The following is a 23,279-nucleotide window of genomic DNA, read 5'->3' as shown; positions in this document are numbered from 1 at the left end:
GTGAGCTGGTGAGCGAGCGTGATCCCAGCCGGTTCTCCGTCCGGCAGTGGCCGGACTGGAGCTTCTGGGAAAACCGCCGGCGCCGGGTGGCGCCGATCGTCGTCAACGGCCTCGCGCTGCTGGTCCTGCTGCCCCGGATCACCACGATCGGCCACGGCGGGCACGGCACCGCCCTCACGGTCGTCGCCCTCACGGCCATCGGCCTCTACGCGGGCTGTTACCTCTTCGCGCTGTGGTTCGCGCCGCCCGCGCCCCGGCGGCAGCGGGTGGTCATCGTGGCGGCGTTGTTCGCCTTCGGCGTCACGCCGGCGCTTCTGTTCGGCTCGCCGGACTACCTGACCGATCTGACCTTCGCGATCGCGATCGGGCTGATGCTGCTGCCGCTGCGCTACTCCGTCCCGCTCGGGTTCGCCACGGCCGCCGGGCAGCTCGCGTGGATGAAGGCCGGCACCGGGCACGTGAGCTGGAGCCAGGTGGCCGCGCTCGGCGGCGTCACCGCGGCGGTGGGGGTCGTCTTCGCGTTGACGTTCACCGTCGGGCACCTGGAGGCCGCCCGTGCCCAGATCCGGCGGATGGCCGTGGACGCCGAACGCGAACGGGTCGCCCGCGAGCTCCACGACATCCTCGGCCACAACCTTTCGACGATGGCCGTCAAGCTCGGGCTCGCCCGGCGGGTCCTGGAGTCGGCCGCGGACCCCGGCCTCGCCCTGGCCGAGGTCCGCGACCTGGAAACCCTGTGCCACCAGTCGCTTTCCGACGTCCGCGCCACCGTTTCGGGGTACCGCGAGGTGTCGCTGGCGACGGAGCTTTCGGGTGCCCGGCTGGCGTTGCGCGCCGCGGGGGTCCAGGTCGAGCTGCCGGCTTCGGTGGACGAGGTCGAACCCGGGTTGCAGGGCGTTTTCGGTTACGTCGTCAGGGAAGCGGTGACCAACGTGCTCCGGCACTCCGACGCGGGCCAGTGCCGGGTCCGCGTCGGTCCCGGCTGGGTGGAGGTCACCGACGACGGGACGGTCACCGGCGAACCGGCGCCGGGGCACGGCCTGACCGGACTGGCCGAGCGGCTGGCCGCGGTCTCGGGCCGTCTTGAGCACGGCCGCGGCCCCCGCGGCGGCTACCGGGTGTTCGCGCGCGCCGAGGCGGTCCCGGCGTGATCCGCGTCCTGCTGGCCGACGACCAGGCCCTCGTCCGCGGCGCGCTGGCGTCGATGCTGCGCCTCGAAGCCGACATGGACGTCGTGGCCGAGGTCGGGTCGGGCCTCGACGTCGGTCCGGCGGCCCGGCGGACGAACCCCGACGTCGCGCTCCTGGACGTGCAGATGCCCGGCCGCGACGGACTGGCCGTCACCGCGGAACTGCGGCACGCGCTGCCGGAGTGCCGCGTGCTGATCTGCACGACGTTCAGCCGCCCCGGCTACCTCGCCCGCGCGATGTCCGCGGGCGCGGCCGGGTTCGTGGTCAAGGATTCCCGGCCCGAGCAGCTGCTCAACGCGATCCGCCGGGTCCACGCGGGACTGCGGTTCATCGACCCGGCCCTGGCGGCGGAGTCCCTGGCGACGGGCACCAGCCCGCTGACCGACCGCGAAGCCGACGTACTCCGCGCGGCGGCCGAAGGCGGCACGGTCGCCGACATCGCGCGGGCCCTCGACCTGACCTCGGGAACGGTGCGCAACCACTTGTCCTCGGCCATCGGCAAGACCGAAGCCCGCACCCGCGCGGAGGCGGCCCGTCTCGCGGAAACCAACGGCTGGCTTTGAGCCTCAGCTCGCCGTCGAGCGGATCCGGTCGTTGCGCGCCGTGATGTCGGCCCACGTCGCGGGCACCACGAGGTCCGCGTGCCCACTTCCGCGGGCAGGTCCGCGATCGCGGCGTGGACGCCGAGGTGCCGGGTGAACCGCGCCTCCGGACCGAATGTCGCCGCCGGACCGCGGAATGGAGCCAGTCCGCGCCGACCTGGTGGAGTTCTGCCGGCGCTGGCGGCCGAAGCGGCCACCCCCCCCGCCGGACGCGCTCGCCGCCGAGCAGGGCGAGGGGGTCTCGCGGTACCTGTATCGCCAGGGGCTCCCAGACGTCCTGAAGGCCTGTCAACCTTTTCGAGTCGGCTCCCGGCTACAAAAGAGACGAAGGCCAATGGCGGAAAACCAGTTCACCACCCACGCGGACCTTTTCGATCTGAGGGGGAAGTACGCACTTGTCACCGGTGGTACCAAGGGAATCGGGATGATGATCGCGCGCGGCTTGCTGCAGGCGGGTGCCCGCGTCGTCATCAGCTCACGCGACGCGGACACGTGCGCGCAGGCACAGCGATCGCTGGCCGGATTCGGCGACGTCCGGGCGATTCCCGCCGACCTGTCCAGCTACGACGAATGTCAGCGCCTCGCAGATCTGGTCAAAGCCGGCTCGGAACGCCTCGACATCCTCGTCAACAATGCGGGAGCGATGTGGCGCGAGCCGCTGGAGACGTTCCCGGAAGAGGCGTGGGACACGGTGCTCGACCTCAACCTCAAGGCACCGTTCCGGCTGGTGCAGGCGCTGCTCCCGGCACTTCGCCGGGCGGGCACCGCCGACGATCCGGCGCGGATCATCAACATCGGCAGCATCGCCGCCATCCACGTCGCCGAGTCGCCCAACTATTCCTACGCCGGCAGCAAAGCGGCACTCCACCAGCTCACCAGGGTGCTCGCCCGGGAACTGGGCCCCCAGCACGTCACGGTGAACGCGGTGGCTCCGGGACCGTTCCCGTCTCAGATGATGGCGGCCACGCTCGAGGCCGTCGGCGACACGATCGCGGCGAAGGCACCCCTGCGCCGGCTCGGCCGCGACGACGACATGGCGGGCATCGCCGTGTTCCTCGCCAGCCGGGCCGGGTCCTACCTCACGGGCACCATCATCCCGAGCGACGGCGGCATCGCCACCACGGCAACCGGCACCTAGGCGTCGGGGGTACGCGCAGTACCTCCCTCCGCCCGCGGACAGGACCTAGGGTGAGGGGGTGACCAAGATCGATCCGCGCACCGAGATCAAGGAATTCCTGAGCTCGCGTCGCGCGCGGATCACGCCCGAGCGGGCCGGGCTGCCCGCCTACGGCGGCAACCGCCGGGTCAAAGGTCTGCGTCGCGAAGAGGTGGCTCTGCTGGCGGGGGTATCGGTCGACTACTACGTCCGGATGGAGCGCGGCAGCCTCGCCGGCGCCTCCGACGGGGTGCTCGACGCGGTGGCCTCCGCCTTGCACCTCGACGAGGCCGAGCGCGAGCACCTGTTCCAGCTCGCGCGGCGGTCCAGGGCACCCGGCGGTCCACGCCGCCGCCGACCCGCCGCGACGGTGCGTCCGGCGCTGCGGCAGGTGCTCGACGCCATCACCGACGCGCCGGCGTGGATCTGCAACGGCCGTTATGACGTGCTGGCCATGAATCACCTCGCCCGCGCGCTGTATTCCCCGGTGCTCGCCGACCCGCGACGGCCGGCGAACACCGCGCGGTTCGTCTATTTGGAACCCGAAGCGGCAAGAACGTTCTTCGTCGACTACGACCGGATCGCCCGCGATGTGGCCGCGAAGCTGCGCATGGAAGCGGGCCGCAATCCCCACGACGAGGATTTGATCGCCCTGGTCGGGGAACTGTCGACCCGCAGTGAACTGTTCCGGCAGCGGTGGGCGTCCCAGGACGTCCGGCTCCACCGGTCCGGACGCAAGCGGGTGCACCATCCGGTGGTGGGCCGGCTCGACCTGGACGTCGAGTCGATGGAACTGCCCGCCGAGCCCGGCCTGCTCCTGAACGTCTACACCGCACCGGCCGGCACGGCGGCCGCGGACGGTCTGGCCGTGTTGGCGTCGTGGGCGACCGAGACGACCGGCTCGGAGCTGCGTCCCTGATCGGCCGCCCTCGGTCAGTCGATGCCTTCGACGATGCGGAAGTCGCGCTCGACGCCGTCGCCGAGGACGGCCAGCGCCTCCTGGTAGGCCGCGCTCTCGCGTGCCGCGACGGCCTGCTCGAAGCTGTCGAACTCGATCAGGATCGTTCGCTCGGCGATTCCGGCGTCATACGCCTCGACCCGACCGCCGCGGACGAAGGTCCGGCCGCCTCCGGCCTTGACGGCCGGACCGGCCAGCTTGTTGTACGCGGCCAGCTTCCCGGGGTCGGAAATGGTGCGGTAGACGCTGACCCAGTAGCCCTTGGGCATGGAACCTCCAGTGTTGTGCCGACTTACGGGGTGGTCTCGGACGTGTGCCGGCGGGCGAGCGCGAGGCTGGTCAGCGTCGTGATCGCCATGGCGCCGATGCCGGCCAGCGCCGCGGTGGTGTAGGCGCTGTCGTCGGGGAAGAGGTGGCCCGGGGCGGTGCCCGTGGCGAGGATCAGGCCGCCGAGGGCGCTGCCGAGGGAGTACCCGACGCTGCGGACGACGTAGTTGAAGCTCATGGCGCTCGACGTCTCGCTCTTGGGGGTGACGGCCAGGATGACACCGGGCATCGCGGCCGAGAAGCCGCCGACGCCGAAGCCGAGCACGCCCATCGCGACGAACAGTTCGGCCAGGTCCGACCGCCTCGCCGCGAACAAGCCGAACCCGCCGCCGACCACGACGGCGCTGCCGGCCAGGAGCAGGGGAGCGGAGACCCGCGCCCGGACCCGCGGTGTCAGCTTGCCGGCGACGAACCCCAGCACCGAGAACGGGATGAGGACCAGCCCGGCGACGAAGGTCGTCAGCCCGAAGCCGTAGCCGGCGCCGGGCGGCGTCTGCGCGTACCGGGTGATGAGCGTGAGCAGCAGGTACATGCCGATCCCGCCGGCGAACATGGCGAGGTTCGCCCCCGCGACCGCCGGGTGCCGCACCGCCCGCACGTCGACCAGCGGCGTCGCGCTGCGCAGCTCGATGACGGCCCAGACGCAGAGCAGCACCACCGCGACGACGGCGAGGCCCACGGCCACGGCGAGGTGCCGGCTCCACAGCTCCCGTTCACCGGCGAGGAACAGCACCAGGAGCAGCGCGGCGGCCAGGACGACCGCCCCTGCCACGTCCACGCGGGCCGAGCGGCCTTCGGGAGCTTCGGGCATGGAGCGCCACGCGGTCAGCAGGGCGGCGGCGGTGACGACCAGGCCGAGGCCGTAGGCGGCCCGTACCCCGCCGAGCTCGGCGAGCAGTGCGGCCAGCGGGTAGCCGACACCGGCCCCGATGATCGAGACCACCGAGATCAGGGCGATCACGGCCGCGCCGCGTTCCTCGGGGAGGTGGTCCCGGGCCACGCCCATCATCAGCGCCGTCAGCCCGAGCCCGACGCCCTGGGCCGCCCGGCCGGCCAGCAGCCACGCGAACGGCAGCGGCAGCACGGTGAGCGCACTGCCGGCGACGACGATCGCCAGCGTGGCGAGGATCGTGGCCCGCCGGTGCGGTCCGGCGCCGAGCCGGCCCAGGACCGGCGTGGCGACGGCGCCGCTGAGCAGCGCGACGGTCAGCGTCCACTGCGCGCTGCCGAGGGAGACGTGGAACGAGGTCGCGACGCTGGTGATCAGCGGCGTCCCGAGGCTGGCGACCGCCGCGACGACCAGAGCGATGAAGATGAGGGCGGGGACCAGTCCCGTTGTCCGGCTGCCGGTCACCGATTGGGCCCTTCGCGGTCCTGGCTTTCGAGCTCGGCCAGATGCTTCAGCGCCGGAAGGGCCGCCACCAGCGCCTCGACCTCGTCGCCGGTGAGTTCGCCGATCAGCCGCTCGAACGCGTGGACGCCCGCCTGGCGCCGCGTCCGGACGTAGGAGGCGCCGGCCTCGGTCAGGCACACGAGCGTGACGCGTTTGTCGGACGTGTCGCCCCGCCGCTCGACCAGGCCGGACTGCTCCATCACCCGGACCAGGGTGGTCATCGCGGGCTGGGTGACGCCCTCGACCGCGGCCAGATCGGTGATGCGCCGCGGGCCGGTCCGGTCCAGGGTGGCCAGGGTGGCGGCGGAGGTCAGGCTCATGTCCCGGGGCAGGCGTCTGGTGGCCCTGGTGGCCAGGCCGTAGAGGGCGGCCCCGATGGCGGCGGACGCTTCAGGGGCGGTGTCTCGACGGCTCACGCTCAAAGCATAGCAAATTTATATTCATCGTCTATGGAAGCTGTCGCGGTTCGGCAGAGTGACCAACGGGTAATCGAACGCCACGGAACCGCAGTCTGGGGAGTGATGCTCGTGTACCGGATCAAGCCGTCCAAACCCTCCGCCGTGTTCGGCGCGATCGTCGGACTCGCGATGATCGTCGTTGTCCTGGTGCGGTTTCCGCTGCGTGAGCCGTTCGTGTGGCTCTGGCTGGCGGTCGCGGTGGGCGTTGTGGGCTTCAGCCTATGGGCGGCGTTCGCCAAGCGCGGCGCCGAGAAAGTGGTCGTCGAGGACCGTCCGCCGTCGGGGTCGTGAGAGAACCTCCCGCGGTTGTCCTTGGCGGGTGCCGTGCTTCCGGCGGGAGGGCGCGGGCGCGGCTGCCCGCCTTGACGGCGTCGCGGATCGGTGCGGTCTGCTTGCTGCGGCACCCGCTTGCGCGTAACGGGAGGCAGCGCATCGGCGACTGGGCTAGTAGCGCGGCGTGACCCCGCACGCCGTGCTCGTTCGAAGGTGGTTGCCGATGGGCTCGTCATCGCTCTATCGCGCCTTGCCCGTTCGTGTCGGGCCCCGGCCCTTCGCGCCCCCCGCGATCTTGGCCGCCTCGGGCACGCTGCTGCTGGCCTGGTCGATGTCTCCTGCCACCGGAATCGCCGGTACCGCGGTGATCGCGCTGGTCGGGACCGCGAGAGCGGCGCTGCGACGCGCCGATCGCCAGTGCGGTGCGATCCTTCGGGAAGAGCTGACCACCCCTCCGACCCGGCAGCCGAGGGCTGAGGGTTAGAAAAACCCCTCGCGGCCGGTGCCGGGCACGGCTCGGTGCCCTAGGTCGGCGCTGATCCGCGCGGCCGTCCGGACCACCAGCGGCGCGATCTCCTGGCGCAGCTTCCCGACGTCCGAGCGCCCGCTCGACGTCGATGACGCGAGCGCGGCCACCACCGACCCGCTCGCGTCGCGCACCGGCGCCGACACCGAAAGCAGACCTTCCTCGAGCTCCTCGGCGACGAGTGACCAGCCTTGGTCCTGCACCGTCCGCAGCGCCTTCCGGAAGTCGCCTTCGTCGGTGATCGTCCGCGCCGTGAACCGGGGCAGCCCGGCCGCGACGACTTCGTCGACCAAAGCCGTCGGGGCCCAGGCCAGCAGCACCCGGCCCATCGACGTCGCGTGCGCCGGCACGCGCGTGCCGATCGAGACGTTGATGCTCATGATCCGCCGCACCGGTACGCGGGCGACGTAGACGACTTCGGAGCCGTCGAGCGCGGCCAGCGACGCCGACTCGCCCGTCTCCTCGGCGAGGCTCAGCAGCCGCGGCTGGGCGGTCTCGATCATGCCGTGCGACGCCGAGTAGTGCTGGCCGATGCTCAGCACCCGCGGGGTCAGCGTCCACCGCGGGCCGTCGCCGCGGACGTACCCGAGCCGTTGCAGCGTCAGGAGGATCCGCCGGACGGCCGGGCGCGACAGGCCGGTCGCGGACGCCAGCTCGGCGAGCGTCGGGTTCGCGCGCTCGGCGTCGAACGCCATCAGTACGGCGAAGCCCCGCTCGATGCTCTGGATGAAGTCGCGGTCGGTCTCCATCCGGACATCCTCCCGTACCCCGTCGGGCGGCTCCGCCTTGACAATGCCGACCCGCCGGGGGACTCTCCTTAGCGTGTCCGCATAGCGTTCATGTTGTACGCACAGCGTACAGGAGGTGGGAGCAATGTCGCTCGACCAACGCCAAGTCCGCACCGCCTTCGGCCGCTTCGCCACCGGCGTCACGGTGGTGACCTGCCGCAACCACGACGGTGAGCCCCACGGCGCGACGGTGAACGCCTTCACCGCCGTCTCGCTCGAACCGGCGCTGTGCCAGGTCACGCTGACCCGGCGGTCGAAGGCCTGCGGCTACCTCGACGGCGCGCCGTTCGCCGTCAACGTCCTCGCGGCGGATCAGCTCGACACGGCCTGGCACTTCGCCGGCCGCCCCCAGGACCGGGCGCCGGAGTGGGCCGAAGGCGCCACCGCCCCGGTGCTGACCGGCACCGCGGCCACCATTTCCTGCCGCCCGTGGCGGATCTACGACGGCGGTGACCACCTCATCGTCGTCGGCGAGGTCGAGCACCTCGAAACCAGCGACGCCGACCCGTTGCTGTTCTTCGCCGGCGGGTTCCGCGAACTCGGCCCGCGCGGCCACGCCCACTGGTCGGCCTCGGTCGACTGCCCCGACCTCGGCTGGTTCGGCTCCGCCGACTTCGCCCCGCTCAACGCCGCTTCTTAGCAACCGACGAAGGGTTTGCCCGATGACCATCCAAGAGCACGACGCGCCGGCGAAGGTGCGCACGACCCGGCCGATGACCGGCGACGAGTACGTCGAGTCCATTCGCGACGGCCGGGAGGTCTTCATCTACGGGGACAAGGTCGACGACGTCACCACGCACCCCGCCTTCCGCAATTCGGTCCGGATGACCGCGCGGCTCTACGACGCGCTGCACGACCCCGACCGGCAGTCCGTGCTCACGGCGCCGACCGACACCGGCAGCAGCGGCTTCACCCACCCGTTCTTCCGCACCCCGAAGTCCAAAGAGGACTTGTTCGCCGACCGCGACGCGATCGTCGCCTGGGCGCGGATGACCTACGGCTGGATGGGCCGCAGCCCGGACTACAAGGCCGCGTTCCTCGGCACCCTCGGCGCGAACTCCGACTTCTACGAACCTTTCGCCGACAACGCCCGGCGCTGGTACGCCGAGTCGCAGGAAAAGGTCCTGTACTGGAACCACGCGATCATCAACCCGCCGGTGGACCGCGACCGCAACCCCGACGACGTCAAGGACCTGTTCATCCACGTCGAAGAGGAGCGCGACGACGGCCTGATCGTCTCCGGCGCCAAGGTCGTCGCGACCGGCTCGGCCATCACCAACTACAACTTCATCGCCCACTACGGCCTGCCGATCAAGAAGCGCGAGTTCGCGCTCGTCTGCACGGTGCCGATGGGCGCGCCCGGCATGAAGCTGATCTGCCGCAACTCCTATTCGAACGTCGCGGACAAGACGGCGAGCCCGTTCGACTACCCGCTCTCGAGCCGGTTCGACGAGAACGACACGATCTTCATCCTCGACAAGGTGAAGATCCCCTGGGAGAACGTCTTCATCTACGGTGACGCCGAAAAGGCGAGCACCTTCTTCCCGGGCTCGGGCTTCCTGCACCGCTTCACCTTCCACGGCGTCGCGCGGCTGGCCGTCAAGCTCGACTTCATCGCCGGGCTGTTGATGAAGGGCGTGGAAGTCACCGGCACCAAGGACTTCCGCGGCATCCAGACCCGCGTCGGCGAGGTCATCGGCTGGCGCAACCTCTTCTGGGCGCTCTCGGACGCGATGGCCGCCAACCCGGACGAGTGGAAGAACGGCGCCGTGCTGCCGCACCTGGACTACGGCCTCGCCTACCGCTGGTTCATGACGCTCGGCTACCCGCGCATCCGCGAAATCATCATGCAGGACCTGGGTTCCGCGCTGATCTACCTGCCGTCGTCGGCGAAGGACTTCGGCTCGCCGGAGATCCGGCCCTACCTCGACCAGTACGTCCGCGGCTCCAACGGGTACGACTCCGTCGAGCGCGTGAAGCTGATGAAGCTGATCTGGGACTCGATCGGCAGCGAGTTCGGCGGCCGCCACGAGCTCTACGAGCGCAACTACTCCGGCAACCACGAAGGCGTGCGCGCCGAGCTGCTCTTCGCCGCCCAGCAGTCCGGCTCGGCCGAGGCGATGAAGGGCTTCGCCGAGCAGTGCATGGCGGAGTACGACCTCGACGGCTGGACCGTGCCCGACCTCTACAACCCCGGCGCCACCTCCCTTTCCCGCTGACGAAGGAAACGCACGATGACCACCACCGAACACGCACCGACCGCCGCCGGTTCCGGCAGCTCCGCCAGTGAAGCCTTCCGGGCCGCCACCCGGGAGACGGCGAGCGTGCCGCCCGAGCGCGTCGACGAGGTCGCCCGCGCCGTCCTGCTCGGCGTGCACCAGGCCATCCGCGAGCACGACGTCACCTATCCGGAGTTCCAGGCCGCGAAGCAGTGGCTGATGGACGTCGGCGAGGGCGGCGAATGGCCGCTGTTCCTCGACGTCTTCGTCGAGCACGTCGTCGAAGAGGTCGCCGCCCGGACCCAGGACGGGACGAAGGGCAGCATCCAGGGTCCGTACTACCTGCCGGACCAGGAAACCCTGCCGTGGCAGACGAAGCTGCCGATGCGGCCCGGCGAAAAGGGCACGCCGCTGGTGTTCGCCGGCCAGGTCCGCGACCTCGACGGCAGCCCCGTCGCCGGTGCGGAGCTCGATATCTGGCACGCCGACGACGACGGCTACTACTCGGGCTTCGCGCCGGACATCCCGGCCGGCAACCTGCGCGGCGTCGTCGTGACCGACGGGCAGGGCCGGTTCGAGATCACGACCGTGCAGCCCGCGCCGTACCAGATCCCGACCGACGGGCCGACCGGCAAGCTGATCGCGGCGGCCGCCTGGCACGCGTGGCGGCCCGCCCACCTGCACCTGATGGTGCGCGCGCCCGGCCACCGCACGATCACCACGCAGCTGTACTTCCAGGGCGGGGAGTGGCTCGACAGCGACGTCGCCGAGGCCACCAAGCCGGAGCTGGTGCTCGACCCGGGCCCGCGGGCGGACGGCCGGCTCGGTGTGACCTACGACTTCGTGCTCGAACGCGCCTGACGTCCCGCTTCCCCCACCACCGAAACGAGGATTCATGACCGACCTGGGGATCGAGCGCGTCGAGACGGTCCTGCTGGACGTCCCGTTGCGCCGTCCGCACCGCTTCGCCCGCGCCGGCATGGACGCGCAGCCGGTGTTGCTGGTGTTCGTGCACACCCGCGGCGGCGCCGTCGGCGTCGGCGAGGGCGTGGTGCCGGGCGGTCCGTGGTGGGGCGGCGAGTCCGTGGAGACCATGCGGCTCGTCGTGGAGCGGTACTTCACGCCGGTCCTGCTCGGCCGCCGGGTGGACGACGTCGCCGGGATCCTGCGCGATCTCGGCGACGTCGTCGCGGCCAACCTCTACGCCAAGGCTGCGGTCGAGGTGGCCCTGCACGACGCCTGGGCCCGCGCGCTCGGCGTGCCGGTCCACACGCTGCTGGGCGGCCTCGCCCGGCGGTCGGTGCCGGTGACCTGGGCGCTGGGCACCGAACCGGCACCCGTCGTGGCCGATGAAGCGCTCGCGAAGCTGGACGCCGGCCACCGCAGCTTCAAGCTCAAGATGGGTGCCCTCGACCCGGTCGAAGACGTCGCGCGGGTGTGCGCGGTGGCGGAGAAGCTCGTCGGGGTGGCGAGCGTGCGGGTGGACCTCAACGCGCGCTGGGACCTGCTGACGTCGCTGAAGCACCTGCCGCGGCTGGCGGACGCGGGTGTCGACCTCGTCGAGCAGCCGGTGCCGGGCGCGGAGGTCGAGGCCCTCGCGGAGATCAACCGAGCGCTGCCCATCCCGGTGATGGCCGACGAAAGCCTCCGCACCCCGGGCGACGCGCTCCGGCTGGCCAAGGCCCGCGCGGCCGACGTGTTCTCCCTGAAGACGACGAAGTCCGGCGGGCTGCGCGCGACCCGGGCGATCGCGGAGGTCGCCGCCGCGGCCGGGATCCCGTGCCACGCGGGCACGTCGATCGAAAGCCCGATCGGCACGGCGGCGTCGCTCCAGCTGGCCTGCACCACCCCGGCGGTGACGTGGGGGAGTGAACTGTTCGGGCCGCTGCTGATGAGCGAAGAGCTGTTGACGACGCCGTTGCGCTACGCCGAGGGTGAGCTGCACCTGCCGGAGGGCCCAGGTCTGGGCGTCGACCTCGACCGGGCGGCCGTGCGCCGCTGGGAAAGGCGCTGACCGTGCTGTTCCACGTACGGATGGACGTCGTCGTGCCGCCCGGCCTGGACGTCACCGACCGGGTGGCCGCCGAGAAGGCCCGCGCGCTGGAGCTCCAGCGCGCGGGCGTGTGGGTGCACCTGTGGCGGATCGTGGGGCGCTACAGCAACTTCAGCGTCTTCGACGTCGCTTCGAACGACGAGCTGCACGGGATCCTGTCGGGCCTGCCGCTGTACCCGTTCATGACGATCGACGTCACGCCGCTGGCCACGCACCCTTCGGACTTGGCCGCCCAGTAGGCTCCGCTGCTCGCCCTCGGTGGCATGGTCCAGCGTGATCATCGGTGTCCGGCCGAGGCGTCTGCCGGGAGTGCTCTTGGCCACTGTTCAAAGCGCCGGCGCCGGGGTATTCGCGAGACTGGAAGCAGTCGAAAGGACCGACGTGAACGAGAACCCCACGCCCCGGCTCGTCGCGAACCCGAACCGCATCCAGGTGCGGACCGAAGCGGACCTGCGTCGCGGGGCGCCGCCCGCGGAGCCCGAGGTCGAAGCGGTGCCCGAGCGGCTCTGAACCCGGTCCGGTGTGGAGTGTCCACACCGGACCGGCTCCGCTCACGGGGCCCAGGGGGCCGCGACGGTCCAGCTGCTGTCCGCCGTCACCGTCTGGGGACGGTCGGAACCCGTTCCGCCACCGGAAGCGATGTAGACGGCGGAATCGAAGTGGCGCAGGAACGCGCCCGGGATGTTGAGCGACTCGAACGTCACGCCGGTTCCGCTCAGCCCTGGCCGCGTGCAGAACGTCGCGTCCGCGTGCATCAGGGCCGATCCGTCGTTGACCGAGTTGCGGACGCGCCCGTCCTGGTGCCGCAGGAACTGCCCGGGGTAGTTCACCGACTCGAACGAGTAGCACGACGACTCGCCGAGCCCGCGCCGCACCGTGTACGTCGCGTCCTGCTTGAGCAACGCGCTGCTGCCGCTGTTCACGACCTCGGTGTAGGCGAGGCCGCCCGCGTGCCGCAGGTAGCGGTCGGTGTAGCCCCACGTCGTCACCCGCAGCGACTGCCGCGCGTTCACCGCCAGGGGCACCGAACTGCGCCACAGCGCCGGCGCCGAGACGTCCCAGGTCGCGTCGGCGGCGAAGCTCGTCGCGGTGTCCCACGGGTTCGGGCCGCCGCTCACGGCCAGGTACACGGTTTCGTCGTAGTGCCGAAGGTACCGGCCCGGCAGGTTCAGCGACTCGAAGGACGTCCCGCCGGCGGCGAGGCCCGGCCGGTCGCACCAGGTGGCGTCGGCGGCGAACGTGCCGCCGGTGTCGCTGTCGATGCGGACGCGGTTGTCGGCGTGCCGTAGGAACTTCCCGGGGAAGTTGACCGATTCGAACGAGAAGCACCGCGGGTTCGCGAGGCCCGCGACGGTCCGGAACGAGCCGTCCTGCCGCGGCCCGTCGGCGCTGCCCGTGGTCAGCACGTCGGTGCGGGCGAACGAGTCCGCGTGCCGCAGGTACCGGTCGGTGTACCCGGGCGTGGTCACCCGGAACGACCGGATGTGCCCGAGCGTCAGCGGCACCGCGGCGTTCAGGTTCTTCGAGGCGTTGATCAGGTCGGTGTGTGCCGCGCGGACCTGCGCGGTGTCGACCTTCTGCACCCGCCGGTCGTAGGTGAGCAGCCCGTTGTACTCGCCTTCGACGTCGGTGATCTCGGTGTAGACGAACGCCGACAGGCCCTTGGTGGTCATCAGCTGACGCGCGTCCCGGACCATGCCGGTGTAGCGGTCGTTCAGCTGCGCCGCGCTCGCCATCTGCTCGTAGGCGAAGAACTTTCCGGTGGGGCTGTACTCGTGCCCGGGGTTGCGCAGGCCGAGCCCGCCGAACTCGCCCAGCACCGACACCCGCGCCCCGGCCGGCCGGGGCGCGTCGGGCCCGGTGTACACGTGCCAGTCGATGATGTCCCCGGTGCCCGGATCGCCCTTCGACACGCAGCAGTTGAACCCGCTGTGCGCGTCGACCAGCCGCGTCGGGTCCTGGTTCTTGATGTTCGTGGTGACGCGCCTGGTCTCGGCGAGGTTCCACTCGCCCCAGCCTTCGTTGAACGGCACGTAGGTGATGACGGCGGGGGAGAAGCGGTGCTCGTCGACGATCTCGCGTGCTTCGGTCTCGAACTCGGCGATCTGCGCTGGTGTGCGGTCGGCGTTCGCGTTCGTGGTCGACGGTATGTCCTGCCACACCAGCAGCCCCAGCTTGTCGGCCCAGTAGTACCAGCGGGCCGGCTCGACCTTGATGTGCTTGCGGACCATGTTGAAGCCCAGGTCCTTGTGCTTCTGCAGGTCCGAGGCCAGTGCGGCGTCGGTCGGCGCGGTGTACAGGCCGTCGGGCCAGAAGCCCTGGTCCAGCGTGCCGACCTGGAACACGAACTCGCCGTTGAGCGTCGGGCGCAGCACGCCGTTGACGTTCTTCGTGCCGACCTCGCGCATGCCGAAGTAGCTGACGACCTGGTCGACCGTCGTGCCCGCGGCGTCGCGCAGCGACACGCGCAGGTCGTAGAGGAAGGGGTCGTCGGGTGACCACCGCCGCGCGTTCGGCACCGGCACCGAGAACTCGGTGAAGCCGCCGGTCGCGCTGCCGGCGACGGCGCCACCGGTCACCGCCTCGGCGAGCACGGAGTAGCCGCTGACGTCTCCGCGGCCGAACACCCGCACGCGTGCGGTGTTGTCGGCCAGGTTCGGGCGGATGTCGACGGAGTAGATCGACGTCGGCGCGGTCGGCTCGAGCCAGACGGTCTGCCAGATGCCCGAAGTCGGTGTGTAGAAGATGTCCGACGGGGTGGTGGCCTGCTTGCCGACCGGCTGCTTCTCGTCGCGGCCGTTGGTCGGGTCGTAGACGCGCACGACGATCTCGTTCGCGCCGCCGTTCAGCCGGGCGGTGATGTCGGCTTCGAACCGGTCGTAGCCGCCCTTGTGCGAAGCGACCTGGACACCGTTGACCCACACGGTGGCTTCGTAGTCGACGGCGCCGAAGTGCAGCTGCACGTGCCGCCCGGCCCAGGCCGCCGGCACGGTGAAGGTGCGGCGGTAGAACATCAGGTCGCGGTTGTCGTTGCGCATGATGCCCGACAACGCGGATTCGACCGGGTAGGGGACCAGGATGCGCTCGGGCAGGGTCTGCCCGAGCGGCGGCGCGGCGTAGCGGTCGACGCTGCCGTTCGCGCCGGTGGCGGGGTTGAGGAACTCCCACTCACCGTTGAGCGACTGCCAGTCGGGCCGCGTCAGCTGTGGCCGCGGGTACTCGGGCAGCGGGTTCGTGGTGCTGACCTGCGAGGTCCACGGCGTGGACAACGGCGGTGGCTTGGGTGCGACGGCGGCGTCGGCCGCGGGCACCACGGGAACGATCGTGCACAGCAGTGCGAAAACCAGGACGAAGAGACGGCGCATCGGACTCCCCTTCGGACGCGCACGGAACCGCGCACCGGCCTGGCGGGGACGGCGAAGCACTCCGGGCGGGCAGGCACGCCGAGCCCGGAGCACTACCGCGGGCCCGTCAACCGAACGTAACACGGAACACGGACAAACGGAACAGATCAGAATTCACCAGACAATCACCATGTGACGGCCTGGCTGCTCCCTTCACGCACGAAGCCCGCCGGCGGTTGAGTCCAGGCGTCGATCCGGCGGAACCTGTGGGTGAACCCGCGTGACGGCGAGACCCAGTTCGAGGACTTCGCCGAGCAGTGGCTCGGCGCGGTGGCTCCGCGCGATCTTCAACGGGTATGTCGAGATCGAGCGGTGGCTGTCGGAGCTGCATGAGGACTATGCCGAGTCGTTGGACCTCGCGTTGTTCTCCACCATCCTGAACGGAGCTTTGCGGGCACGGATGATCCCGGCGAACCCGTGCAACGGCGTTCGGGTGTCCATGTCGGGGTTCTTGTTGTGCTTGATGGATTTCTGTAACAGCGTGCTGAAGGAGGTCGGCGGGAAGGTCCACAAAGGAGGCCGGAAGGCATCGATCTTGATGAGTCCGGGGTGGGGGAGCGGAGGCCGCCGATCCTGCCGACGTTCACATTCACGAAGGACGGCACACGCCATGCCACTTGGCTGACTGAGAACGGGATTCCGAAGGACGCGCGCCGGGCGTGACGCCGGCGATGGTGAAGCAGATCCTGGACGCCCTGGAGCAGCGGCTTGACCGGGGGAGCTGACCGAGCCCGCCGACGTCGGACAACGGCGCCGCGGCGGGCAGGTGCCTGCCTCGTCACGAGCCCCTGTCCCGGGGCGACGAGGAACGTGCCCGCCGCGGGCACGATGTGGAGCCCGCTCCGCGTCAGGTACGCAGGAGCGGACTATGGTCGCGGATCAGGCCGTGACCGCAGCGAGAACGTCGGCCAGTTTGACTGCGCGGGTGTCGCCCGAAGCTCGCTCCGTGATCTCGACTTCACCGTCGGCCAAGCGCCGTTTTCCTACGGTGATCCTCAGCGGAAAGCCTACTAGTTCAGCGTCGGAGAACTTGACGCCGGCGCGTTCGTCGCGGTCGTCGAGTATGACATCGACCCCGGCTTCCAGCAGTTCTTCGTACAGGCGTTCCCCGGTCTTGACGACTTCGGGATCATTCATGGCCGTCATCACGATGCAGATCTCGAAGGGGGCCACGACTCGCGGCCACACGATGCCCTTTTCGTCGTGGTGGGCCTCGACGATGGCGGCCAGGGCCCGTTCCACGCCGATGCCGTAGCTGCCCATGACGATCGGCACCCGCTGCCCCTCCGCGTCGAGCACGGTGGCGTCCAGCAATTCGGTGTACCTGCGGCCGAGCTTGAAGATGTGCCCGACCTCGACCGCCTTGAGCAGCCCGAGGGGTTGCCCGCAGCGAACACACCCTTCGCCGTCGGCCGCTTCGCGGAGGTCAGCCCAGCGGTCCACGACGATGTCCCGTGCGATGTCGACCCCGCGCAGGTGGTAGCCATCCCGGTTGGCACCGGTGACCAGGTGGGCCCGGCCCCGCAGCACCTCGTCCGCGAGAACGGGGACGCCCGTTACGCCGACCGCGCCCAGGGAGCCGGGAGCGGCCCCCAGCGCGGCGGCGACCTCGTCGGCGTGAGCGGGCCGGGCGGCCAGGGTGCCGGTGAGGTCGAGCAGTTTCTGTTCACTCAGCTGGTGGTCGCCGCGAAGCAAGATGATGGTGAGCTGGTCGTCCAGCACGTAGACCAGAGTCTTGATCTGCTGATCGGCCGGGATCCCGAAAGCGGACGCCAGGTCGTCGATGCTGTGCACGTCGGGGGTGGCGAAGTGTTCGACTTCACCGGGGCCGGTCGCCTCGGCCGCCGCGGCCGGTACCGAGACGGCCTTTTCGATGTTCGCGGCGTAGCCGCACGCGGCGCAGTGCACGACGAAGTCCTCACCGGATTCCGTCGGGGACATGAACTCCGTCGAGTTCGAACCGCCCATCGACCCGCTGGAGGCGTCGACGGGGATTGCGGAAATTCCGAGCCTGGTGAAGATCCGCTGGTAGGCGCCGCGGTGTCGTTCGAACGACTCGTCCAATCCGGCGTCGGTGAGGTCGAAGCTGTACGAGTCCTTCATCGTGAACTCGCGGGTGCGGAGGAGGCCGGCTTTCGGGCGCGGTTCGTCGCGGAATTTCGTCTGGAACTGGTACCAGGCCTGCGGTAGGGCCTTGTAGGTGGAAATTTCCGCGGCGAGCAGCGTGAAGATCTCTTCGTGCGTCATACCCAGGGCGAGGTCGGCGCCCCGGCGGTCGGTCAGCCGGAACATCTCCTGGCCCATGATTTCCCAGCGCCCCGAACGCCGCCAGATCTCTGCCGGGTGCATTCCGGGCAGCAGGAATTCCTGTGCCCCGATCCGGTTCATCTCCTGGCGGATCACTTCGACGATCTTCGAGCGCACCCGGACGGCGAGTGGCAGAAGCGAATAGTGGCCGGCCATGAGCTGACGGATGAAGCCCCCTCGCAGCAGCAACCGGTGACTGGGCGACGTCACGTCGGCGGAGTCGTGTCGAAGGGTCGGGACGTGGAGTCGTGTCCAGCGCATCAGGCAGCTCGTTTCACTTTCAGTGTCGACCGACAGCGTGGGGCATTCTACCGGCGGCCGTCATTCGCGGTCCTACACAGGTGTCCGGACAGCGGCCAAGGTGTCGGTGAGCCCTTCGCGGAAGAGCTTGATGTCGTTGCCGACCGCGATGAACCCGAAACCCTCTTCGGCATAGCGCCGGGCCAGCTCGCGACTGTAGGCGAAGATGCCGGCTCGTTTGCCGTGGCGGGCGGCGGCGGCCAGGACCGCCGCTCGTGCCTTGTCGATGACCGGTCCTTCCATCACGCCGGGCTGCCCATATCCGGACGAAAGATCACCCATTCCGATGAACAGTCCGTCGACGCCCGGCGTGGCCGCGATCTCGTCGGCGTTGCTCACCGCTTCGGGCGACTCGATCTGCACCACACAGGCGATGTGGTCGTTGGCTTTCGCCAAGTACCCGGGCACGTCGGTGAAGTAGCCGGAAGCCCGCACCGGGTTGATCCCCCGCCTGCCCGCCGGCGGGAACCGGCAGGCGAGGGCGGCCGCGGCGGCATCGTCGGCCGAACTCACCTTGGGCACCATCACACCGGACGCCCCCATGTCCAAGGCGTGCTCGATGAGGTGCTGCTGTCCCCACGGCACCCGCACCACGGGTGCGCATCCGGAGCCGCGGAGCGCCTGCATGAGGTGGACGGCTTCGCGTTTGGACATCGGAGCGGCCTCCATGTCCAGTACCACCCAGTCGAGTTCACCCGCGCAGGCCTCGGCGAACATGCTGTCGCTGCTGAGCAGGAAGATCCCGATGGCCGGACCGAATCGTCCGGAGCCGGGGTGCAATGCCGGTGTGCGGTGCAGCAGGGGTTCTGCCTGATCTGTCATGGTGCACTCCTGTGTGGTATCGCTTCACCGATCGACCGCCACAGGGCGACCGGCACGGAAACGGCGTCGGGCAAGTCCTCGCTCGCCGGGGCACGACCGGGCAGCCGCGGCGCGTCCGGACCGGGTGCCACGGAACGCAGGTGCTGTTCGATTCGCGCGAGCGCGTCTTCGACATCGCTCGCCGACCGGCCGAAGGCGGTGACCGGGAAGGCCACGAACAGCCCGCCGTTGCCCGGCGGGCCGGGCTGCCCGACGTGCCCTCCGCCACCGACCGCGCCCGCCATCGCCTCCACGAAGGCGGCCAGGGCGTGTCCCTTGTGCGGAGCCGGCCCGCCCAGCGGCGTGATCGCCGCGCGCGGCGGATCGGTGTACAGCAGGGCCGCGTCGGTGACGGGCCGGCCGGCCGGGTCGGTGAGCAATCCCGGGGGAAGGCTTTTCCCCGCGGTCAGGGCCGCGCGGATCCGCCCTTCGGCTACCGAGCTCGTGCTCATGTCCACCACCAGTGGACGTCCGTTCCCGCCGGGGCACGCCAGGAGGAGCGGGTTCGTGGCCCACCGGCCCACCGACGCACCGGCCGGAGCGACCTTGGTGCCGTGCCCGGCGTAGTTCACGAACCCGAGCAGCACCAGCCCCCGCTCCGCCACCTCGCGGCCCAGCGGCCCCAGCCGGCCCAGGTGTCCGGAAGAGCGCACCGCGACGGTACCGGCGCCGGCCGCGAACTCGGCCACGACCTTCGCCCGCACCAGCACGCCGGGTGCTCGCCGTCCGTCGATCACCACCGCCGACGGCCCGGTTCGGCGGGCGATCGGTGTGGCCCTCGGATCGAGCTCACCGGCCGAGATCGCCGCCAGGTACTCCGGGAGCCGCAGCAACCCGTGCGACCGCTGGCCGCGCCGCTCGGCGTCGACGAGGTCGGCGGCGGTGGCGGCGGCCGCCGGGGCCGGCATGCCGGCCCCGGCGAGGGCTTCCCGGCAGGCGGCTTCCGCCTGCGCCACGTCCACCCGGACCGACTCGCCGACCGGGGGCGGGACAGGCCGCCGGATGCTGCCGGGTGGCAGGTCCCGGGACTCGGCGCCGGCCAGGCGGTCCACGACCTCCACCAGCGGGACGCCGCCGGTGTCCACCAGCCGGACCCCGGGCACGTCCGGTACCTCGGCGTCGACGAAGCTCCAGCTGAGCCGGCCGTCCGGCTCCTGCACCTTCGTGTCGGCGTGGATGCGCGCCGCGATTTCCGAGGCCGGCGCCCGGAGGCCGTAGAAGATCCAGGTGGTGCCGGGGTCGGCCGGCAGGTCGCCGAGGGCGTCCAGCGCGCGGCCGGGGAGCAGTACCCCGGCGATCACGACGACCCGGGCGCCCCACTCCCGGTATGCGGCCAGACACGCGCGTACGTTCCGGGCGATGAGTTCGTAGGTCCGAGGTTCCGCGACCCACGGGTAGATGTCGGCCATCATGTCGGTGTCGATGAGCGCGGCCGGTACCCGGTAGCGGCGTACCAGACGGCGGGCGACCTCGCTCTTCCCCACGCCGGGGGCGCCGGTCAGGACGACTATCCGGACGGCGGGCACGGTCACCGCCGGGCCGAAACGAAAGCGACGGCACGGGTGGGCTTCCCGGTCACGACGCAAGGGCGAGGCTCGGCGACCCGGCGCAGCCCGAGCACTTCACCCAGCCCCCAGGACGCCACTTCCTCGACCTCAAGACGGCCCGCGGTGAGCGGGAAGACCGCGACGGCACGGTCGGCCAGGACCTCCTTGGCGGTGTGGCGGTCGGCCGGCCGGCAGCGGCGGGCCACGAAGCCCAGCGTCCGGCGCAGGTAGCCGACACCGACTTCGTCGAGGGCGCGAACGAGGCCCTGGGCCAGGCCGGCAAGCCGGCCGGGGAGCAACACCGCCTCGTCGCGCGTATCCGCCCGCACGACGACGACTTTGATCCGTTCGCCTGGTTTGCGGGCCGGTTGCAGGTAGATCCGCAGGGGTACGCCCTGCCGGCGCCACACCCGCTGGAGCCGGCTCACCCGATTGCGATTCTCGGGGAATTGCAGCTCACAGCGAACGCCCCGGACGGCGAGGAGATCGGTGAGCTCCCGCGCCTCGGCGCGCTGGGCCGGGTCGGCGGTGGACATCGTGAGCCCGATCTGCACCGGCGCGAGATCCGGGTGCACCAGCAGTTCGCCCTGGGAGTCCATGCCCAACATGAGGTGCATGAGCAGCAACCGGCGAGTCAGCGCGCCGGTCACGTGCCACGTGTTGATCCGCTCGCCGCTCTCGCGATAGGCCACTCCGTAAGCTCGTGAGAAGCGCTGCCCTTGCTGGTACACGCTGCCCACTTGGATCGTCGAGCCTTGCGGGAGCGGCACATCGGCACCGACCGTCAGATCGGAGACCGCGTCATTGTTCGTCCACGGTGGCCGGGTCGCCCACAGCGCCGGCACGTGCAGGGCGGTGGATACTTCACGGGACATCTTCAGTGCGTCGGCGAAGCCCTCGCGAGCTTCGCGTTCTTCGGCGAAACAAGACTGGAACTCGAACACGTCGAGGGCTTCGATGGCCCGGAACACGCTGCGCCCGGCGCGGGCCGGTCGGTAGTAGCGGGTGCGCCGATAGCCCCGGATGGGCAGGTCGGTCCGGCTGCGCACGGTGCGCGCCCAATGGGTGTAGACGGCGGCTTCCCCGGTCGGGGTCAGCACCATGCGCTTGCGTCCGGCGGCCCAGTCGTTGTCGTCACCGGCGATGACGAGGGAGTTCCGCAGCGGCATCAGCGTCCGGGTCGGCTCCAGCGACGCCGCCGGCACCAGAAGGGGGTAGTCGTACTCCTCGTAGCCGTGCTGTTCGTAGATCGACCGCAAGATCGGTTCCATCCGGCGGAGCAACCGCATGCCGTAGGGCAGGGTGACCGTGGCGCCGGGAAGGTCGATGGCGGTCGTGTCCAGCACGTCGGCCTGGAGCAGCGATGTGGTGAAGTCGCCGAGGTCGAAATCGCCGGCGGCAGCGGAGTCGACGAGCGCCGTGACCGGCGCTGCATCCGGCGGCGGTGGCCGCCAATCCAGGGCAGCCGGCAACGGCGCCGGCGGCGGTGGTGGTGCTCCGTCGTCGAACGAGAGCAACAGGGATGAATCCAGTTCAGTCACGGGTCAGCAGTCCTTTCCGCGTGGCCGGGTCCAGTTCGGACACACAGAGCCGGAACTTGCCGGTGCTGGATTCCGGCATCCGTTCCAGTGGCTCGAACGCGATGTCGAACGGATAGCCGGTGTGGTGCTGGATCCGGTCGACCAGCTCGGCCGTGGTGCGGTTGCCGAGACCGCCGGGCGCGTAGATCCGGATGTCGAGGCGGTCGGGTTCCCGCTGCACGACCTGGAACCAGTCCACTTCGGGGAACCGCATGAACAGGTAGGAAAAGAGGTAGGCGTCGACGTGGTCACCGGAGGGCGTCAGGATGAGGTCCTGCAGCCGGCCGGCCACCGTGGTCATCGCCGGGTACGGCAGAGGCGCGGCCGGGTCGCGGAGGAGCGGCGCGGCCAAGTCGCTGGTTTCGTAGCGCAACAGCGGCATCGAGCGGTTGTTCAACGTGGTCACGACGATCCGCCCGGTCTGCCCGGGCGCACACGGCTCGCCGTCGTCGTCGAGGAATTCCACGTAGACGTTTTCGGACTGGATCAGCATGGGGCCGCCACCCGGCTGTTCGTGGGCGATGATGTTGGTCTCACGCATGCCGTACTTGTCGTAGACCTGGCAACCCAGGACATCGCCGATCCGGGCGCGCAGGGCGGGCGGCAGCGGCTCGGACGTACCTTGGACCGCCTGGAGTCCGGGAATGGTCCGGCCCAGCCGTTCGGCGCCCTTGGCGATCAGGTGCATGGCGTTGGAATAGGTGCTGATCAAGGCGGGTTCGAACTCGACGAGCTTGTTCAGGAACGTGGTGATCAGCTCCGGGGACAACCGGAAAGTGTTGAACTCGCGCCGGTTGGTCGCCAGGTTCTCCAGCCGATCCATCGTCTGCTTGAACGACCAGTAGATCTCCGACCCCCACAGCAGGACGAACGGGTCACCGAGCTGCCAGCCGGCGCACCATTCGTAGGTGCGCAGCTGGTGGGCGCGCATCCACATGCGGAAGTCGAGGTCCTGGCGAAACTCGGCACGACGCCCCGTCGACCCGCTCGAGTAGTTGGCCTGGAGGGTCGCCCGGTCGGCCGTCTCGGACAGCAGCCCGGCCTGCTCGCGGGCCAGCACGTCACGAGTCAGCAAGGGGAGCTCGCGGAGGTCGCTCGGGGAGGTGATCTCGCGCATGCCTCTCTTGTCCATCACTTGCCGGTAGTACGGCACGGTGCGGTAGGCGTGCGCCACAACGGACTGCAGCTTTTCGAACTGCCGGGCGTCGACGACCTCGGCCGGCAGGTGCTGATTGGCCCGTAACTCCTCCAGGCGCCGGTGAACTGCTGACCGGCCCCGCATGCGCTGGCTCTGCCAATAGGCGCGGCTGGCGAGCTTCCGGGGTACGTGCACGGTG

21 protein-coding genes are annotated in these 23,279 nt (G+C 70.4%); 11 read left to right on the top strand and 10 right to left on the bottom strand.

Annotated elements, in window-relative coordinates; genetic code table 11:
- Nucleotides 1-8: 8 nt before the first annotated feature.
- The 4 genes from BLV96_RS08015 (at nucleotide 9) to BLV96_RS08000 (ending at nucleotide 3,867) form a co-directional block, all read left to right on the top strand.
- Nucleotides 9-1,151, top strand: coding sequence for a sensor histidine kinase (locus BLV96_RS08015; protein ID WP_086674230.1), 1,143 nt, complete (start codon nucleotides 9-11; stop codon nucleotides 1,149-1,151).
- The gene (locus tag BLV96_RS08010) at nucleotides 1,148-1,753 is read left to right on the top strand and encodes a response regulator transcription factor (protein WP_086674229.1); all 606 of its coding nucleotides are present in this window, start codon (nucleotides 1,148-1,150) and stop codon (nucleotides 1,751-1,753) included. Before BLV96_RS08015 ends, BLV96_RS08010 begins: the two co-directional genes overlap by 4 nt.
- 373 nt (nucleotides 1,754-2,126) lie before the next feature.
- Nucleotides 2,127-2,930 carry an SDR family oxidoreductase gene (locus BLV96_RS08005; RefSeq protein ID WP_086674228.1) on the top strand — a complete coding sequence of 268 codons (804 nt, stop codon included), beginning with the start codon at nucleotides 2,127-2,129 and terminating at the stop codon, nucleotides 2,928-2,930.
- Between the two features lie 58 nt (nucleotides 2,931-2,988).
- A complete protein-coding gene (locus tag BLV96_RS08000; RefSeq protein ID WP_086674227.1) occupies nucleotides 2,989-3,867 on the top strand; it encodes a helix-turn-helix transcriptional regulator in 879 nt (292 codons plus the stop codon).
- Between the two features lie 14 nt (nucleotides 3,868-3,881).
- On the opposite strand, the gene BLV96_RS07995 is transcribed toward BLV96_RS08000, so the two are convergent.
- Genes BLV96_RS07995 through BLV96_RS07985 form a run of 3 tightly spaced genes read right to left on the bottom strand, consistent with a single transcriptional unit; the run spans nucleotide 3,882 to nucleotide 6,042 of the window.
- Nucleotides 3,882-4,175: a DUF1330 domain-containing protein gene (locus BLV96_RS07995; protein WP_086674226.1), complete on the bottom strand. Its 294-nt coding sequence runs from the start codon at nucleotides 4,173-4,175 to the stop codon at nucleotides 3,882-3,884.
- A gap of 23 nt (nucleotides 4,176-4,198) precedes the next feature.
- Nucleotides 4,199-5,587: an MFS transporter gene (locus tag BLV96_RS07990; RefSeq protein WP_086674225.1), complete on the bottom strand. Its 1,389-nt coding sequence runs from the start codon at nucleotides 5,585-5,587 to the stop codon at nucleotides 4,199-4,201.
- Entirely contained in the window at nucleotides 5,584-6,042 is a 459-nt protein-coding gene (locus BLV96_RS07985) for a MarR family winged helix-turn-helix transcriptional regulator (RefSeq protein WP_244180096.1), read from the bottom strand. Before BLV96_RS07985 ends, BLV96_RS07990 begins: the two co-directional genes overlap by 4 nt.
- A gap of 33 nt (nucleotides 6,043-6,075) precedes the next feature.
- On the opposite strand from BLV96_RS07985, the gene BLV96_RS07980 reads away from it, so the two are divergent.
- Nucleotides 6,076-6,375, top strand: a complete 300-nt coding sequence (locus BLV96_RS07980; RefSeq protein ID WP_244180095.1) for a hypothetical protein — start codon at nucleotides 6,076-6,078, stop codon at nucleotides 6,373-6,375.
- A 462-nt stretch (nucleotides 6,376-6,837) separates the two neighbouring features.
- On the opposite strand, the gene BLV96_RS07970 is transcribed toward BLV96_RS07980, so the two are convergent.
- Complete coding sequence (locus BLV96_RS07970) at nucleotides 6,838-7,632, bottom strand: IclR family transcriptional regulator domain-containing protein (RefSeq protein ID WP_086674221.1); 795 nt, start codon at nucleotides 7,630-7,632, stop codon at nucleotides 6,838-6,840.
- Nucleotides 7,633-7,756: 124 nt separating this feature from the next.
- On the opposite strand from BLV96_RS07970, the gene BLV96_RS07965 reads away from it, so the two are divergent.
- The 6 genes from BLV96_RS07965 (at nucleotide 7,757) to BLV96_RS51190 (ending at nucleotide 12,453) form a co-directional block, all read left to right on the top strand.
- On the top strand, nucleotides 7,757-8,311 hold the full coding sequence (locus BLV96_RS07965; RefSeq protein WP_086674220.1) for a flavin reductase family protein: 555 nt from the start codon (nucleotides 7,757-7,759) through the stop codon (nucleotides 8,309-8,311).
- Between the two features lie 22 nt (nucleotides 8,312-8,333).
- Entirely contained in the window at nucleotides 8,334-9,890 is a 1,557-nt protein-coding gene (locus BLV96_RS07960; protein ID WP_086674219.1) for a 4-hydroxyphenylacetate 3-hydroxylase family protein, read from the top strand.
- Between the two features lie 15 nt (nucleotides 9,891-9,905).
- Nucleotides 9,906-10,751, top strand: a complete 846-nt coding sequence (gene catA, locus BLV96_RS07955; RefSeq protein ID WP_086674218.1) for a catechol 1,2-dioxygenase — start codon at nucleotides 9,906-9,908, stop codon at nucleotides 10,749-10,751.
- A gap of 34 nt (nucleotides 10,752-10,785) precedes the next feature.
- Nucleotides 10,786-11,904: a muconate/chloromuconate family cycloisomerase gene (locus tag BLV96_RS07950; RefSeq protein ID WP_086674217.1), complete on the top strand. Its 1,119-nt coding sequence runs from the start codon at nucleotides 10,786-10,788 to the stop codon at nucleotides 11,902-11,904.
- A gap of 2 nt (nucleotides 11,905-11,906) precedes the next feature.
- A complete protein-coding gene (locus tag BLV96_RS07945) occupies nucleotides 11,907-12,182 on the top strand; it encodes a muconolactone Delta-isomerase (RefSeq protein WP_086674216.1) in 276 nt (91 codons plus the stop codon).
- A 142-nt stretch (nucleotides 12,183-12,324) separates the two neighbouring features.
- Nucleotides 12,325-12,453, top strand: coding sequence for a hypothetical protein (locus BLV96_RS51190; RefSeq protein WP_279627527.1), 129 nt, complete (start codon nucleotides 12,325-12,327; stop codon nucleotides 12,451-12,453).
- A 41-nt stretch (nucleotides 12,454-12,494) separates the two neighbouring features.
- Here BLV96_RS51190 and BLV96_RS07940 read toward each other — a convergent pair whose 3' ends face one another.
- From BLV96_RS07940 to BLV96_RS07910, 6 genes are all read right to left on the bottom strand, one after another.
- Nucleotides 12,495-15,308: an AbfB domain-containing protein gene (locus BLV96_RS07940; RefSeq protein ID WP_086674215.1), complete on the bottom strand. Its 2,814-nt coding sequence runs from the start codon at nucleotides 15,306-15,308 to the stop codon at nucleotides 12,495-12,497.
- Between the two features lie 918 nt (nucleotides 15,309-16,226).
- The gene (locus tag BLV96_RS07930) at nucleotides 16,227-17,915 is read right to left on the bottom strand and encodes a proline--tRNA ligase (RefSeq protein ID WP_086683808.1); all 1,689 of its coding nucleotides are present in this window, start codon (nucleotides 17,913-17,915) and stop codon (nucleotides 16,227-16,229) included.
- Between the two features lie 72 nt (nucleotides 17,916-17,987).
- Nucleotides 17,988-18,776, bottom strand: a complete 789-nt coding sequence (locus tag BLV96_RS07925) for an HpcH/HpaI aldolase family protein (RefSeq protein ID WP_086683804.1) — start codon at nucleotides 18,774-18,776, stop codon at nucleotides 17,988-17,990.
- On the bottom strand, nucleotides 18,773-20,347 hold the full coding sequence (locus tag BLV96_RS07920) for an Ldh family oxidoreductase (protein ID WP_086683801.1): 1,575 nt from the start codon (nucleotides 20,345-20,347) through the stop codon (nucleotides 18,773-18,775). Before BLV96_RS07920 ends, BLV96_RS07925 begins: the two co-directional genes overlap by 4 nt.
- Entirely contained in the window at nucleotides 20,344-21,903 is a 1,560-nt protein-coding gene (locus BLV96_RS07915) for a hypothetical protein (protein ID WP_143050931.1), read from the bottom strand. The genes BLV96_RS07920 and BLV96_RS07915 overlap by 4 nt, the downstream gene beginning before the upstream one ends.
- Nucleotides 21,896-23,275, bottom strand: a complete 1,380-nt coding sequence (locus BLV96_RS07910) for a phenylacetate--CoA ligase family protein (RefSeq protein ID WP_143050930.1) — start codon at nucleotides 23,273-23,275, stop codon at nucleotides 21,896-21,898. Before BLV96_RS07910 ends, BLV96_RS07915 begins: the two co-directional genes overlap by 8 nt.
- Nucleotides 23,276-23,279: the final 4 nt, after the last annotated feature.

It is taken from the genome of Amycolatopsis pretoriensis, from assembly GCF_900107925.1.
In the GTDB taxonomy this organism is placed as follows: Bacteria; Actinomycetota; Actinomycetes; order Mycobacteriales; family Pseudonocardiaceae; genus Amycolatopsis; species Amycolatopsis pretoriensis.
This window is presented reverse-complemented; position numbering and strand designations above follow the sequence as displayed.